Origin of the sequence: Nigerium sp. (assembly GCF_039811905.1) — a bacterium.
GTDB lineage: Bacteria > Actinomycetota > Actinomycetes > Propionibacteriales > Propionibacteriaceae > Propioniciclava.
Window position 1 is genome coordinate 1 of the sequence record NZ_JBDHZL010000060.1, and the last position, 16,036, is coordinate 16,036.

Consider the following 16,036-nt stretch of genomic DNA (forward strand, 5'->3'; position numbering starts at 1 on the left):
CCGAACGTCGGCGACGACATGCTCGCCGACCTCGACGAGCGCGGCATCGTCCGCATCGGCGCCGAGGTCGGGACCGGCGACATCCTCGTGGGCAAGGTCACCCCGAAGGGCGAGACCGAGCTGACGCCCGAGGAGCGGCTGCTGCGGGCGATCTTCGGCGAGAAGGCGCGCGAGGTGCGCGACACCTCGATGAAGGTGCCGCACGGCGAGTCCGGCACGGTCATCGGCGTCCGCGTGTTCGACCGCGACGAGGGCGACGAGCTCCCGCCCGGCGTGAACCAGCTCGTGCGGGTGTACGTCGCGCAGAAGCGCAAGATCTCCGACGGCGACAAGCTGGCCGGACGCCATGGCAACAAGGGCGTCATCAGCAAGATCCTGCCGGTGGAGGACATGCCGTTCCTCGAGGACGGCACGCCCGTCGACATCGTCTTGAACCCGCTGGGCGTCCCGAGCCGGATGAACGTGGGCCAGGTGCTGGAGATGCATCTTGGCTGGATCGCTCACTCGGGGTGGGACATTTCGGGCGTCGAGGAGGCGTGGGCGCAGCGTCTGCAGGAGTTGGGCCTCACGCACGTCGACCCCGAACAGCGTCTCGCGACGCCGGTGTTCGACGGCGCGAACGAGGACGAGATCGGCGGCCTGCTGGAGCACGGTCTTCCGCAGCGCGACGGCCTGCACCTGGTCGACGGCGGCGGCAAGGCGCAGCTGTTCGACGGGCGTTCCGGTGAGCCGTACCCCGAGCGGGTCGGCGTCGGGTACGTCTACATGCTGAAGCTGCACCACCTCGTCGACGACAAGATCCACGCGCGGTCCACCGGCCCGTACTCGATGATCACGCAGCAGCCGCTGGGCGGTAAGGCCCAGTTCGGCGGCCAGCGGTTCGGCGAGATGGAGGTGTGGGCGATGGAGGCCTACGGCGCCGCCTGGGCGCTGCAGGAACTCCTGACGATCAAGTCCGACGACGTCCCCGGGCGCGTGAAGGTGTACGAGGCCATCGTCAAGGGCGAGAACATCCCCGAGCCCGGCATCCCCGAGTCCTTCAAGGTGCTCGTCAAGGAGATGAAGTCGCTCTGCCTGAACGTCGAGGTGCTGTCCTCCGACGGTGAGGTGGTCGAGCTTCGCGACTCCGAGGACGATTTCCATCGCGCCGAGGAGTTCGGCATCGACCTGTCCCGCCGTCCTGGGGCCGACTCGTTCGGCTCGGTGGACGAAGTCTGACGGTCGGGGGCAGTGCCCCCGGCTGCCCCTCCCGAGGTCGGCCCTCGCGGCCGGCCCGGGCGGGAAGCAGTCAGTCCAAGGAAGATCGCAAAGCCTTACAGATTTCCTGAACACCAGGAGAAAGCAGATACAACGTGCTGGACGTCAACTTCTACGACGAGCTGCGCATCGGTCTCGCGACGGCCGACCAGATCCGCGAGTGGAGCCACGGGGAGGTCAAGAAGCCCGAGACCATCAACTACCGCACCCTGAAGCCCGAGCGTGACGGCCTCTTCTGCGAGAAGATCTTCGGCCCGACCCGCGACTGGGAGTGCTACTGCGGTAAGTACAAGCGCGTCCGCTTCAAGGGCATCATCTGCGAGCGCTGCGGCGTCGAGGTGACCCGGAGCAACGTGCGCCGCGAGCGCATGGGCCACATCGAGCTCGCGGCCCCCGTGACCCACATCTGGTACTTCAAGGGCGTCCCGAGCCGGCTCGGCTACCTGCTGGACGTCGCGCCGAAGGATCTCGAGAAGGTCATCTACTTCGCGGCCTACATGATCACCTCGGTCGACGAGGACGCCCGCCATCGCGATCTTCCCTCCCTCGAGGGCAAGGTCGAGGTGGAGCGCAAGCAGCTCGAGGCGCGGCGCGACGCCGACATCGAGACGCGCATGCGCAAGATCGAGGAGGACCTGGCCGAGCTCGAGAAGGACGGGGCGAAGGCCGATGTGAAGAAGAAGGTCCGCGACGGCGGCGAGCGCGAGGTCAAGCACATTCGCGACCGCGCGCAGCGCGACCTCGATCGGTTGGACGCCGTCTGGCAGCGGTTCCGCACCCTCAAGGTGCAGGACCTCGAGGGCGACGAGATCCTCTACCGCGAGATGAAGAACCGCTTCGGCAAGTACTTCGAGGGGTTCATGGGCGCCGAGGCGATCAAGCGTCGCCTCGCCGACTTCGACTTGGACGCCGAGGCCGAGAACCTGCGTCAGACCATCCAGACCGGCAAGGGCCAGCGCAAGACGCGCGCGCTCAAGCGGCTCAAGGTGGTCTCCGCGTTCCTGAACACGACGAACAGCCCCATCGGCATGGTGCTGGACGCCGTCCCGGTCATCCCGCCGGACCTGCGCCCGATGGTGCAGCTCGACGGTGGCCGCTTCGCGACGTCCGACCTGAACGACCTCTACCGCCGCGTCATCAACCGCAACAACCGCCTCAAGCGGCTGCTGGATCTCGGCGCGCCCGAGATCATCGTGAACAACGAGAAGCGGATGCTGCAGGAGGCCGTCGACTCCCTGTTCGACAACGGACGCCGCGGGCGTCCGGTCACCGGCCCGGGCAACCGGCCGCTGAAGTCGATCTCGGACATGCTGAAGGGCAAGCAGGGCCGGTTCCGTCAGAACCTGCTGGGCAAGCGCGTCGACTACTCCGGCCGTTCGGTCATCGTGGTGGGCCCGCAGCTCAAGTTGCACCAGTGCGGCCTGCCGAAGACGATGGCGCTGGAGCTGTTCAAGCCGTTCGTCATGAAGCGGCTCGACGACCTGAACCTCGCGCAGAACATCAAGAGCGCGAAGCGGATGGTCGAGCGCCAGCGCCCGGTGGTGTGGGACGTGTTGGAGGAGGTCATCGCCGAGCACCCGGTCCTGCTGAACCGTGCGCCGACGCTGCACCGCCTCGGCATTCAGGCGTTCGAGCCCCAGCTGATCGAGGGCAAGGCCATCCAGCTGCACCCGCTCGTCTGCACGGCGTTCAACGCCGACTTCGACGGCGACCAGATGGCCGTGCACCTGCCGCTGTCCGCGGAGGCGCAGGCCGAGGCCCGCATCCTGATGCTGAGCACGAACAACATCCTGAAGCCGGCCGACGGGCGTCCCGTCACCCTGCCGACCCAGGACATGATCATCGGCCACTACTTCCTGACCAGCGCCGTGCCCGGCGCGATCGGGGAGGGGCGGGCGTTCGCGTCCAAGAACGAGGCCTACATGGCCTTCGACGCGGGTGAGATCAAGATCGGCAGCAAGATCAAGCTGCGGATCTACGACCGCATCGCGCCGGAGGGCGTGACGGCCCGGGCCGACGGCTCGTTCGTGCTGGAGACCACGCTCGGCCGTGCGCTGTTCAACGAGGCCCTGCCGAGCGACTTCCCGTTCGTGAACGTGGAGGTCGGCAAGAAGAAGCTGGGCCAGGTCGTCAACGAGCTGGCCGAGCGGTACCCGAAGGTCACGGTCGCGCGCACGCTCGACCGGCTGAAGGACATCGGCTTCAAGTGGGCGACCCGTTCGGGCGTCACGGTCTCGATCGACGATGTGCAGACGCCGCCGAGCAAGCCGGAGATCCTGGCGAGCTACGACGCGCGGGCCGCGAAGATCACGAAGCAGTTCGAGCGAGGCAAGGTCACGGAGGAGGAGCGCCAGCAGGAGCTCGTCCAGTTGTGGACCGACGCCACGAACGAGCTGACGGCTGCGATGGAGGCGAACTTCACCTCCGACAACCCGATCTTCATGATGGTGCACTCGGGTGCGCGAGGAAACATGACGCAGATGCGTCAGATCGCGGCCATGCGTGGCCTGGTGGCCAACCCGAAGGGCGAGATCATCGCGCGTCCGATCAAGTCGAACTTCCGCGAGGGCCTGTCGGTGCTGGAGTACTTCATCTCCACGCACGGTGGCCGTAAGGGCCAGGCCGACACCGCGCTGCGGACGGCCGACTCGGGCTACCTGACCCGCCGTCTGGTCGACGTGTCGCAGGACGTGATCATCCGCGAGGAGGACTGCGGCACCGACCGCGGCCTCACGAAGGTGATCGCGGCCACGGGGCGCGACGGCAACCCTATTGTCGCTCGCGACGTCGAGACCGCGGTCTACGCCCGCACGCTGGCCACCGACATCACGGACGCCGACGGCACCGTGCTCGCCGAGGCGGGCATCGACCTGGGCGACGTGGTGATCCGCAAGCTCGTCGAGGCCGGGATCACCGAGGTGAAGGTGCGCTCCGTCCTCACGTGCGAGTCGGCGCTGGGCACCTGCGCGATGTGCTACGGCCGGTCGCTGGCCACGGGCAAGCTCGTGGACGTCGGCGAGGCGGTCGGCATCGTCGCGGCGCAGTCCATCGGCGAGCCGGGCACGCAGCTGACGATGCGTACCTTCCACACCGGCGGTGTGGCGGGCGACGACATCACGCAGGGCCTGCCCCGCGTGGTCGAGCTGTTCGAGGCCCGGACGCCGAAGGGCAAGGCTCCGATCGCCGAGGCCGCCGGGCGCGTCCACATCGAGGAGGGTGAGCGGCTTCGCAAGCTGATCATCACCCGCGACGACGGCGAGGAGGACCTGGAGTACCCGCTCCCGCGGCGCGTGCGCCTGGAGTGGGAGGACGCCAAGATGGTCCGCCACTCGATCGCCGACGGCGTGCACGTGGTCGCCGGGGAGCAGCTGTACGCCGGCATGCTCGACCCGCAGGACATCCTGCGCGTCAACGGGCTGCGGCGCGTGCAGGAGCACCTGGTCGAGGAGGTGCAGGCCGTGTACCGGACGCAGGGCGCCCCGATCCACGACAAGCACATCGAGATCATCATCCGGCAGATGCTGCGGCGTATCACCGTCATCGAGTCGGGCGATACGACGATCCTGCCGGGCGACCTGGTCGACCGGGCGCTGTTCGAGTCGGAGAACCGGCGGGCGGTCACCGAGGGCCACGCCCCGGCGCAGGGCCGTCCGGTGCTCATGGGCATCACGAAGGCGTCCCTGGCGACCGAGTCGTGGCTGTCGGCGGCGTCCTTCCAGGAGACGACGAAGGTGCTGACCGATGCGGCGATCCACGCCAAGTCGGACTCGCTGGTCGGCCTCAAGGAGAACGTGATCCTCGGCAAGCTGATCCCGGCGGGTACCGGCCTCGAGCGGTACCGCAACATCCGGGTGGAGCCGACCGCCGAGGCGCGTGCTGCGGCGTACGACCTGTCGTACGACCCGTACGACTACGACATCGCCGGCACGACCACCTCGGGTCCGCTCGACGACTTCGACATCGGCGACCTGCGCTGACGTCAGTCCGGCGCCTGCTCGACGGGCCCTTCCCCTCGCGGGGGAGGGCCCGTCGGCGTCGGTGCCCGAAAGCGGGCGATCGGACGCCTACGGCGTCCCTGTGCCCGGACGCCGGCGGCGTCCGGTTCGGACCATCGGTGACGACGCGGTAGACTGCTCGACGACGATCCCCGGCTAGTAATGGACCGACCGCCAACCCGAGCCCTCGTGGGCAAGGTTTTGACCGGTTTGGGCCTAACCACTAGTCTTGTTCGTTGTGTTCGGGCAAACCGAACCAACCGTGCTTGCCGCGGCGGCGCAGGTCGACGCCAGCGGGTAGGCACACGAGCGCAACTCCGGCAGACGTGAGGGCCGCCCACGCGCCCTCTCCCCGGAGATGTGCACCCCAGACTGGCGCCCGTGCGGCGTCCCGCAGAACCACGACGAAAGAGATACCAGCCGGTGCCTACAATCCAGCAGTTGGTCCGCAAGGGCCGCACTGACAAGGTCAGCAAGAACAAGACGCCCGCGCTCAAGGGCTCGCCCCAGCGCCGCGGCGTGTGCACGCGCGTGTACACCACGACGCCGAAGAAGCCGAACTCCGCGCTGCGCAAGGTTGCGCGCGTCCGGCTGTCGTCGGGCATCGAGGTCACCGCGTACATCCCCGGTGTGGGGCACAACCTCCAGGAGCACTCGATGGTTCTGGTGCGTGGCGGCCGTGTGAAGGACCTTCCTGGCGTCCGGTACAAGATCATCCGCGGGTCGCTCGACACCCAGGGCGTGAAGAACCGCAAGCAGGCTCGCAGCCGCTACGGCGCGAAGAAGGAGAAGTAATGCCTCGCAAGGGTCCGGCCCCGAAGCGGCCGATCGTCGTCGATCCGGTCTACGGTTCGCCGCTGGTTTCCCAGCTGGTGAGCAAGATCCTGCTCGACGGGAAGAAGACCACCGCTCAGAACATCGTCTACGGCGCGCTGGAGGGCACCCGGGCCAAGACCGGCGTTGACCCGGTGCAGACCTTCAAGAAGGCGCTGGACAACATCCGCCCCGCGGTCGAGGTGAAGAGCCGCCGCGTCGGCGGCGCGACGTACCAGGTGCCCGTCGAGGTGAAGCCCACCCGCTCCACCACGCTGGCGATGCGTTGGCTGGTCGGCTACTCCCGCGCCCGCCGCGAGAAGACCATGACCGAGCGGCTCATGAACGAGATCCTCGACGCGAGCAACGGTCTCGGCGCGAGCGTGAAGAAGCGCGAAGACACCCACAAGATGGCCGAGGCGAACCGCGCCTTCGCTCACTACCGCTGGTGATCACTGACCGAGCTCTCCCTCGCGTCAGCGGGGGAGAGCTTCGTGCCGCCCACGTCGAATACGAACGAATGACAAACTCAAGGGAGACAACCCGTGGCCATTGACATGAAGATCGACCTGGCCAAGGTCCGCAACATCGGGATCATGGCGCACATCGACGCGGGCAAGACCACCACCACCGAGCGCATCCTGTTCTACACCGGCATCAACTACAAGATCGGCGAGGTGCATGACGGCGCCGCGACGATGGACTGGATGGAGCAGGAGCAGGAGCGCGGCATCACGATCACGTCGGCCGCGACGACCACGTACTGGAAAGACCACCAGATCAACATCATCGACACCCCGGGGCACGTCGACTTCACCGTCGAGGTGGAGCGCTCGCTGCGCGTGCTCGACGGCGCGGTCGCGGTGTTCGACGGGGTCGCGGGCGTGGAGCCGCAGAGCCAGACCGTGTGGCGGCAGGCGACGCGCTACGGCGTCCCGCGCATCTGCTACATCAACAAGCTCGACCGCACGGGCGCGTCCTTCGACTACTGCGTGAAGACGATCCGCGAGCGTCTCAACGCCACCGCGGCCGTCCTGCAGTTGCCCGTCGGCGCCGAGGCGAACTTCACCGGCGTCGTCGACCTGGTGCAGATGCGCGCGCTCATGTGGCACGGCGAGACGAAGATCGGTGAGGACTACACGGTCGAGGAGATCCCGGCCGATCTGGCGGACGCCGCGGCCGAGGCCCGCGAGGAGCTCATCCAGGTTCTCGCAGACAACGACGACGAGTTCGGCGAGGAGTGGCTGCTGGCGGAGGATTCGGGCGAGGACCTCTCGGTCGAGTCCATCAAGGCCGCGATTCGTCGCGCCGTGCTGGCCAACAAGATCACCGCCGTGGTGTGCGGCACGTCGTTCAAGAACAAGGGCGTGCAGCCGATGCTGGACGCCGTGATCGACTACCTGCCGTCCCCGATGGACATCCCGCCGGTCGAGGGCTTCAAGCCCGGCAACGAGGAGATCGTCGAGAAGCGTGCGGCGTCCTCCGAAGAGCCGCTGAGCATCCTGGCGTTCAAGGTCGCCGCCGACCCGCACCTGGGCCGCCTGACCTACGTGCGCATCTACTCCGGCGTCCTGAAGGCGGGCCAGCAGGTGCTGAACGCCACGAAGGGCCGCAAGGAGCGGATCGGCAAGATCTACCAGATGCACGCCAACAAGCGGCAGGAGATCGAGTCGATCGGCGCCGGCATGATCTGCGCGGTCATGGGCCTGAAGGACACGACGACCGGCGAGACGCTCTGCGACCCGCAGCACCCGATCGTGCTGGAGTCGATGGAGTTCCCGAACCCGGTCATCGAGCAGGCGATCGAGCCGAAGACGAAGTCCGACCAGGAGAAGCTCTCCAACGCCATCCAGCGGCTGGCGGAGGAGGACCCGACGTTCCGCGTCCACACGGACGAGGAGACGGGCCAGACGATCATCGCCGGCATGGGCGAGCTGCACCTCGAGGTGCTGATCGACCGCATGAAGCGCGAGTTCCATGTCGAGGCGAACATCGGACGGCCGCAGGTCGCCTACCGCGAGACGCTGCGGCGTCCGGTGGAGAAGGCGGAGTACACGCACAAGAAGCAGTCGGGCGGTTCCGGCCAGTACGCGAAGGTCATCATCGCGCTCGAGCCGCAGGAAGCCGGCAAGGGCTACGAGTTCGTGAACGCCGTCACCGGCGGCCGCATCCCGCGCGAGTACATCCCGTCGGTCGACCAGGGCATCCAGGAGGCCATGGCCTTCGGTCCGCTGGCCGGCTACCCGGTGGAGGACATCAAGGTGACGCTGCTCGACGGCGCCTACCACGACGTGGACTCCAGCGAACTCGCGTTCAAGATCGCCGGCTCGATGGTGTTCAAGGAGGCGTCCCGCAAGGCCGACCCGGCGCTGCTTGAGCCCCTGATGGCCGTCGAGGTCACCACGCCCGAGGACTTCCTGGGCACCGTGATCGGCGACATCAACTCCCGCCGCGGCCAGGTGCAGGGCATGGAGGAGCAGCACGGCAACCAGGTCGTGCACGCGCTCGTCCCGCTGTCGGAGATGTTCGGCTACGTCGGCGACCTTCGGTCGAAGACGTCCGGGCAGGCGTCGTACTCGATGGAGTTCGACTCCTACGGCGAGGTGCCCAACTCCCTGGCGGAGGAGATCCGGGAGAAGGGTCGCGGCGGCGGCGAATGATCGCGACGCCGATCGCATGATCGCTCTCCGCACGCGGTGGCTCAGTTTGACGCAACCGCGTGCGGTAGACAAGACTTGGCCGGGTACGCGCTCGCGCGACCGAGCCTTCAGTCAGTTAGTTCAACATACAAATGCGTCGCTGTCCCAGCGGCGAGAAGGAAAGAGGAGCCCCAGTGGCAAAGGCCAAGTTTGAGCGGACCAAGCCGCACGTAAACATCGGCACCATCGGGCACGTCGACCACGGCAAGACCACGCTCACCGCGGCGATTACGAAGGTGCTCCATGACAAGTACCCCGAGCTGAACGCCGTCTCGGCCTTCGATCAGATCGACAAGGCCCCCGAGGAGCGTCAGCGCGGCATCACGATCTCGATCGCGCACGTCGAGTACCAGACCGAGAAGCGTCACTACGCGCACGTCGACTGCCCCGGGCACGCCGACTACGTGAAGAACATGATCACGGGTGCCGCCCAGATGGACGGCGCGATCCTCGTCGTCGCGGCGACGGACGGCCCGATGGCGCAGACCCGTGAGCACATCCTGCTGGCCCGCCAGGTCGGCGTCCCCGCGATCGTCGTCGCGCTGAACAAGTGCGACATGGTCGACGACGAGGAGCTCATCGAGCTCGTCGAGATGGAGATGCGCGAGCTGCTCAGCTCGCAGGAGTTCGACGGCGACAACCTGCCGATCGTGCGCGTCGCGGCGTTCCCGGCGATGAACGGCGACCCGAAGTGGACCGAGTCGATCCTCGAGCTCATGAACGAGGTCGACGACTACATCCCGCAGCCTGAGCGCGACACCGACAAGCCGTTCCTGATGCCGGTGGAGGATGTCTTCACGATCACCGGTCGTGGCACGGTCGTCACCGGTCGTATCGAGCGCGGCATCGTCAAGACGGGCGAGACGGTCGACATCATCGGCATTCACGAGGCGAAGCAGTCGACGACCATCACGGGCGTCGAGATGTTCCGCAAGATCCTCGACGAGGGTCGCGCGGGCGAGAACGTCGGCCTGCTGCTCCGTGGCACGAAGAAGGACGATGTCGAGCGCGGCATGGTCATCTGCAAGCCGGGTTCGGTCACGCCGCACACCGACTTCGAGGGCAACGTCTACGTCCTGACCAAGGAGGAGGGCGGCCGTCACAAGCCGTTCTTCAGCAACTACTCCCCGCAGTTCTACTTCCGCACCACCGACGTGACCGGTGTGGTTCAGCTGCCGGAGGGCACCGAGATGGTCATGCCTGGCGACAACACCTCGATGACGGTCCACCTCAACAAGCCGATCGCGATGGAGGACAACCTCAAGTTCGCGATCCGCGAGGGCGGCCGCACCGTCGGCGCCGGCAACGTGACGAAGATCATCAAGTGATCTGAGGCGCACAGCCTACGAAGGGCCCCCACCTCGGTGGGGGCCCTTCGCTGTGCCCGGACGCCGTCCGGCTAGGCTCGCGGGGTGATGATTCACTCCGAACACCCGTTCGCGGTCCCGCCCGAGCAGCGGGACGCAGCCCGCCGCTTCCGCGGACGCCTGGTCGCCCCGGTGACGCTGTGGTGCGCCGAGGGACGCCGGCGTCCGGCCGGGCTCACCGTGAGCTCGGTGCTGGTCGCGGCGGGGGAGCCCGCGCGGGTGCTCGGCCTCATCGACCCCGACAGCGATCTCGCCGACGCGCTCGCGGCGTCCGGACGATTCACGGTGAGCGTGCTCGGGCCCGAGTCCCGGCGGCTCGCGGACGCCTTCAACGGCACCGACCCGGCCCCGGGCGGGCCGTTCGCGCAGGCGTCCTTCGAACCGACGCCGTGGGGGCCGCGGCCGGCGGCGTCCGAGAGCTGGGTGGGCGCCGAGGTGGAGTCGATCGAGGAGGTCGGTTGGTCGGCGCTCGTGCGCGGCGTGATCGCCGAGGTGGCGGTGGGGGACGCCGACGTCCTCGCGCACATCCGCGGCCGGTACCGGGCGGTGGGCCCCGACTAGCGGTCGCGGGGGGGCCGACACCGGTCCTGGGCGCCGCGTGGCCTCCGGCTAGACTGACCCGCTGTGACTGAGACTTCTTCCCCCCGGGTGCGCATCGCTCCTTCCCCGACGGGCGATCCGCACGTGGGCACCGCTTATATGGCCCTGTTCAACCTCGCCTTCGCGCGCAAGAACGGCGGGCGGTTCGTGCTGCGTATCGAAGACACCGACCGTGCCCGCTACGTGGCGGACTCCGAGCAGCAGATCTTCGACTCGCTCCGGTGGGCGGGGCTGCCCTGGGACGAGGGGCCCGACGTCGGCGGACCGTACGCGCCCTACCGGCAGTCGGAGCGGCTCGACACCTACCGGCCCTACGTCGATCGCCTGCTGGAGGAGGGGCACGCCTACCGCTGCTGGTGCAGCGCGGAACGGCTGGCGCAGATGCGCGCGGAGCAGCAGGCGTCCAAGCAGTCGGTGACGGGGTACGACCGGCTCTGCTACGGCATGACCCGCGAGGAGCGCGCGAAGCTGCCGGGCTTCACGGAGACCCCGGTGGTGCGGATGCTGATCCCCGACGACGTGCCGCTGCACTTCGACGACCTGGTGCGGGGCCCGGTGAGCGCGCCGCGGCCCGACGACCAGGTGATTCTGAAGGCCGACGGCTTCCCGACCTACCACCTCGCGGTCGTGGTCGACGACCACCTGATGGGGATCACGCACGTGGTGCGCGGGGAGGAGTGGATCAGCTCGACCCCGAAGCACCTGCTGCTGTACCGCTGGCTCGGGTTCGCCGAGCCGCGGTTCGCGCACATGCCGCTGCTGCGAAACACCGACAAGAGCAAGATCTCCAAGCGCAAGAATCCCGCGGCGAGGCTGCTGTGGTTCCGGGAGCAGGGGTATCTGCCCGAGGCGCTCGTGAATTTCCTGCAGCTGCTGGGCTACCCGCCCGCCGACGACGCCAGCGAGATCGCGACGTTGGACGAGTTCATCGCCCACTTCGACTGGGCGCGCGTGAACACCGTCGGCCCGGTCTTCGACCTCGACAAGCTGAACTGGCTGAACGGCCACTACATCCGGGCGCTGACTCCCGCCGAGCTCGCGGAGCGGATCGTCACGCACCTGCGCTTCACCGGGGAATGGGCCGACCCGGACGCCGGCGACGTCGCGCTGCTGACCGCGGCGACCCCGTTGATCCAGGAGCGCCTCGGCCTGCTCAGCGAGGCGCTGCCCAAGCTGGCCTTCCTCTTCACCCCGGACGCCGACCTCGTCGTCGCCGACGACGCGCGGGCCCAACTGAAGCCGGAGGCGTCCGGGGTGCTGGACGCGGCGATCGCCGCGCTGGCGGACGTCGAGCCGTGGTCGCGCGAGACCATCGAGGCCACGCTGCGCGCCTCGCTCGTGGAGGGGCTCGGCGTGAAGCCGCGGCTCGCGTTCGCGCCGGTGCGCGTGGGCGTCACCGGGTCGCGGGTGTCGCCGCCGCTGTTCGAGTCGATGGAGCTGCTGGGTCGCGAGTCGAGCCTGACGCGCCTGCGCGCCCTGCGGGCGTCGCTGTGAGCGGAGCGTCGCGGTGAGCGGGGGCGCGGGGGTGCCGGAGGGCGCGATCGCGGTCTTCGGCGGCCGGAGCGAAATCGGCGTGGAGGTCGCGCGCCGGTTGGCGTCCGGACGCCGGGTCGTCCTCGCGGTGCGGCCCGGGTCGGACGCCGCGGGCGCGCGGGCGGCGGTGCTCGCGGCCGGGGCGTCCGCGGTGGAGGTCGTGGATTTCGACGCCGACGACACCGCGTCGCAGGAGGGCGTGGTCGCGGGCATCGAGGCGTCCGGGCTCATCGGCGTGGCCGTGCTCGCCTTCGGCGTCCTGGGCGACCAGGAGCTCGCGGAGCGGGACGCCGCCGAGGTCGTCCGGATCCTGCACACCGATTTCGTGGCGCAGGCGTCCCTGCTGACGGTGCTGGCGGCGCGGATGCGGCAGCGGGCGTCCGGCACGCTCGTCGCGTTCTCGTCGGTCGCGGGCCAGCGGGTGCGCCGGCTGAACTACGTCTACGGCTCGGCCAAGGCCGGGCTCGACGGCTTCGCGAACGGCCTGGCGGACGCGTTGCACGGCAGCGGCGTCGACCTCGTCGTCGCGCGGCCGGGGTTCGTGAAGGGCAGGATGACGGCCGGGATGAAACCGGCGGTGTTCTCATCGACGCCGGCTCAGGTGGCCGACGCGGTCGTCCGGAGGATCAGGCAGGGCGGGGCGCCCGAGCTGTGGATCCCGTGGCAGCTACGGCCGATGTTCGGCGTGGCGCGCGCCGTGCCGCGCCCGGTGTGGCGGCGGATGCCCCGGTAGGGCGCGCCGAAGTCTGTCGGCGGGCCGTGGTAGGAAGGGTCGCATGCCCGAGACGACGCCGTTCGACGACCTTCACGACTTCATCGCCCTGCCCCGGCTGGGCTCGCTGCACGCGTCGCCCGACGGCGAGCAACTGGTCGCTGGCGTGGGGGTGCTCGACCGCGACGAGACGGCGTGGGTGACCGGCCTGTGGCGCCTCGACCCGGCGGGTGAGCGTCCGGCGGTGCGGCTGACCCGAGGCGCGAAAGGTGAAGCCACGGCCGCCTTCACGCCAACCGGGGATCTGCTGTTTCTGGCCAAGCGGCCGCAGGAGGAGGCGGACGATGACGCGCCCGCCGCGCTCTGGCTGCTGCCGAGCTCCGGGGGAGAGCCGAGGATCGTCGCCACGCATCCCGGCGGGTTCGGGCAGGTGCGCGTCCAGGGTGACACGCTCGTCGTGACCGCCGCGCTGCTGCCGGGCTCGACGAGCCTGGCCCACGATGCGGCGGCTCGCGCGCTGCGCTCGTCGAAAAAGGTGGATGCGATCCGCCACACGGGCTACCCGGTGCGGTTCTGGGATCACGATCTCGGCCCCGGCACCCCGCACCTGTTCGCCGCCTCGCTGAGCGCGCTGACACCCGCGGGCGCCGGGCAGGCGGAGCCGCGGCTGACGCTGCGCGACCTGACGCCCGACGCGGGCGCGGCGCTCGTCGAGTCGTCGTTCGACCTCGACCCCGAGGGACGGTTCGTCATCGCCGAATGGAACGTCGCCGAGGCGCTGGCGCAGGTCCGCACCGCGCTGGTGCGGATCGACGTGGCGTCGGGGCACCGCATCGTCGTCGCCGGCCAGCGCGGGGTCGAGGCGTCCGCACCGGCGATCGGGCCCGACGGCCGCGTCGCCTACCGGCTGGAGGATCAGCCGACGCCCGCCCGCATCCCGCAGCCCGAGTTGCACGTGATGACCTCCGACGGTGGGGGCGACGTCCGGTTGATCACCGGGTGGGACGGCTGGCCGGGGCCGCTGCGGTGGCTGCCGGACGGCTCGGGCCTCCTGATGACGACCGACGAGCGGGGCCACGCGCCCGTGTTCCGGGTCCCGCTCGACGGCGGGGATCCCGTCCGGCTCACCGGGCAGGGGGCGTTCAGCGATCTCACGGTGAGCCCCGACGGGGCCTGGGCGTACGCGGTGCGTTCGAGCTACGTGGAGCCGCCCGCGGCCGTCCGGGTGGCGTTGGCGGGTACCGACGCCGCCGGGTTCGAGCCGGGGTCGGCGTCCGTCGAGCTCCTGAAGAACCCCGCCGAGCGTCCCGAGCTGCCCGGCACCCTGACCGAGGTGGAGGCGACCCGTGCCGACGGCGTCCGGGTGCGCGGCTGGCTGTGCCTGCCGCGGGACGCCTCGCCGCAGCATCCGGCGCCGCTCGTGCTCTGGGTGCACGGCGGCCCCCTGAACTCGTGGAACGCCTGGAGCTGGCGCTGGTGCCCGTGGCTGCTCGTCGCGCAGGGGTACGCGGTCCTGCTACCCGACCCGGCCTTGTCGACGGGGTACGGCCACGACTTCGTCCAGCGAGGCTGGGGCAGGTGGGGGTTCGAGCCCTACGACGACCTCATGGCGATCACCGACGTCGCGGAGGGTCGCGACGACGTCGACGCACACCGCACCGCCGCGATGGGCGGCTCGTTCGGCGGGTACATGGCGAACTGGATCGCGGGCCACACCGACCGGTTCGACGGCATCGTCACGCACGCCTCGTTGTGGGAGCTCGGCGGCTTCGGCAAGACGACCGATCGGGCCGACCAGTGGGCCCACGAGATGACGCCCGAGATGGTGGAGGAGAACTCCCCGCACCAGTTCGTGCGCGACATCGTGACGCCGATGCTGGTGATCCACGGAGACCGCGACTATCGCGTCCCGATCTCGGAGGGGCTTCGGCTGTGGTACGACCTGCTGAGCGCGTCGGGGCGGCCCGCGTTCGAGAACGGGGAGAGCGAGCACGAGTTCTTGTACTTCCCGCACGAGAACCACTGGGTGCTGTCGCCGCAGCACGCGGTGGTCTGGTACGAGGTCGTGCTCAGCTTCCTGGCGCGCACGGTGCTGGGGGAGAGCCGCGCCCAGCCCGACGTCCTCGGGCTCACGCCGGTCGAACCGGACGCCGGCGGCCCAGCGTGACAGCAGCGCCGGGCGCCCGAGGCGTCCCGGCGCTGCCGGTGAAGCGAGACGATCGGCGCGAACTCAGCCCTGAATGAACGCCTTCGTGATGAGGGCGGTGGACGAGTTCGTGCACGCGCCCTTGGTGCGCGCGACGACCTTCAGCGCGGTCACGCCGTTCACGGAGGCCGCCAGTTCGGCGGTCTGCTTGAACGTCACGGTCTTGGACGCCACCTGCTTGCCGTCGGCGACGAGCAGGAACTCGAGCGTGTTGTCGCTGGAGTCGCTCAGCGCGTCCTGGGCGACGGTCACCTTGGCCTGCCCTCGCGAGGTGGAGAAGCGGTACTCGAGCTCGGCGGTGCCCTGGTTGCAGTTCACGACTGCGCCGAGCGCCTGCACCGGGGCGGTCGCGCCCGGCGTCTGGTAAGAGCCCTCGGTCCAGCCGTCGCTGCGGAACGCGTTGGCCATCGTCAACTGGGTCTGCTGACCGGCGTCCACCGAGATGAGCCCGGGCGTGCCGGGCGCTCCGGACGGCTGCGGGGTGGCGTCGGGGCCGGCGGAATCGGTGGGGGTCGCCGACGGATCCGGCGAGGCGGAGTCGCTGAGCGTCGCCGAGGGGTCGGGGGAGGCGCTGTCGGTCGGGGCCTCGGTCGGCTCGGGCGCCAACGTGTCCGTGGGGACCGGCTCCGAGGGCAACGGCGTGGCCGACCGTGACGGTGACCCGATGGTGCACCCGGACAACACGGCGGCGACGGCGACGCTCGCGGCGGTCAGGCGAACGAAGTGGCGAGAAGACGGCATTGAATCCCCCAGTCGGCGTCGGAAGCATGGCATCGCTGTCAGTATTCACCGTCGGGGCTCGTCAGCGGTAGTCCTCCGGGCGTACCGATGGACCCGTGCGGCGGGATTCCGGA

10 protein-coding genes and 1 pseudogene are annotated in these 16,036 nt (G+C 69.3%); 10 read left to right on the forward strand and 1 reads right to left on the reverse strand.

From position 1 onward, the window contains the following. The 10 genes and pseudogenes from WMJ97_RS10335 to WMJ97_RS10380 form a co-directional block, all read left to right on the forward strand. Positions 1 to 1,218, forward strand: a pseudogene (locus WMJ97_RS10335) (DNA-directed RNA polymerase subunit beta); the annotation flags it as partial. A gap of 134 nt (positions 1,219 to 1,352) precedes the next feature. Further along, positions 1,353 to 5,234 (forward strand): DNA-directed RNA polymerase subunit beta', encoded by a 3,882-nt coding sequence (locus WMJ97_RS10340; protein ID WP_347348910.1) that lies wholly within the window; start codon positions 1,353 to 1,355, stop codon positions 5,232 to 5,234. A 441-nt stretch (positions 5,235 to 5,675) separates the two neighbouring features. Beyond that, positions 5,676 to 6,047, forward strand: a complete 372-nt coding sequence (gene rpsL / locus WMJ97_RS10345; protein ID WP_040157907.1) for a 30S ribosomal protein S12 — start codon at positions 5,676 to 5,678, stop codon at positions 6,045 to 6,047. Further along, complete coding sequence (gene rpsG, locus WMJ97_RS10350) at positions 6,047 to 6,517, forward strand: 30S ribosomal protein S7 (protein ID WP_347348911.1); 471 nt, start codon at positions 6,047 to 6,049, stop codon at positions 6,515 to 6,517. Before rpsL ends, rpsG begins: the two co-directional genes overlap by 1 nt. A gap of 105 nt (positions 6,518 to 6,622) precedes the next feature. Further along, on the forward strand, positions 6,623 to 8,725 hold the full coding sequence (gene fusA / locus WMJ97_RS10355) for an elongation factor G (protein ID WP_347348917.1): 2,103 nt from the start codon (positions 6,623 to 6,625) through the stop codon (positions 8,723 to 8,725). A gap of 173 nt (positions 8,726 to 8,898) precedes the next feature. Continuing rightward, positions 8,899 to 10,092, forward strand: coding sequence for an elongation factor Tu (gene tuf / locus WMJ97_RS10360; protein WP_347348912.1), 1,194 nt, complete (start codon positions 8,899 to 8,901; stop codon positions 10,090 to 10,092). Between the two features lie 87 nt (positions 10,093 to 10,179). Beyond that, positions 10,180 to 10,692 carry a flavin reductase family protein gene (locus WMJ97_RS10365; protein WP_347348918.1) on the forward strand — a complete coding sequence of 171 codons (513 nt, stop codon included), beginning with the start codon at positions 10,180 to 10,182 and terminating at the stop codon, positions 10,690 to 10,692. Between the two features lie 63 nt (positions 10,693 to 10,755). Then, positions 10,756 to 12,225 (forward strand): glutamate--tRNA ligase, encoded by a 1,470-nt coding sequence (gene gltX / locus WMJ97_RS10370; RefSeq protein WP_347348913.1) that lies wholly within the window; start codon positions 10,756 to 10,758, stop codon positions 12,223 to 12,225. Positions 12,226 to 12,238: 13 nt separating this feature from the next. Further along, entirely contained in the window at positions 12,239 to 12,997 is a 759-nt protein-coding gene (locus tag WMJ97_RS10375; RefSeq protein ID WP_347348914.1) for an SDR family NAD(P)-dependent oxidoreductase, read from the forward strand. A 43-nt stretch (positions 12,998 to 13,040) separates the two neighbouring features. Next, a complete protein-coding gene (locus tag WMJ97_RS10380) occupies positions 13,041 to 15,143 on the forward strand; it encodes an alpha/beta fold hydrolase (protein WP_347348915.1) in 2,103 nt (700 codons plus the stop codon). Positions 15,144 to 15,206: 63 nt separating this feature from the next. Here the strand turns inward: WMJ97_RS10380 and WMJ97_RS10385 are convergent, their stop codons facing one another. Beyond that, positions 15,207 to 15,788: a hypothetical protein gene (locus WMJ97_RS10385; protein WP_347348916.1), complete on the reverse strand. Its 582-nt coding sequence runs from the start codon at positions 15,786 to 15,788 to the stop codon at positions 15,207 to 15,209. Between the last annotated feature and the right edge of the window lie 248 nt (positions 15,789 to 16,036).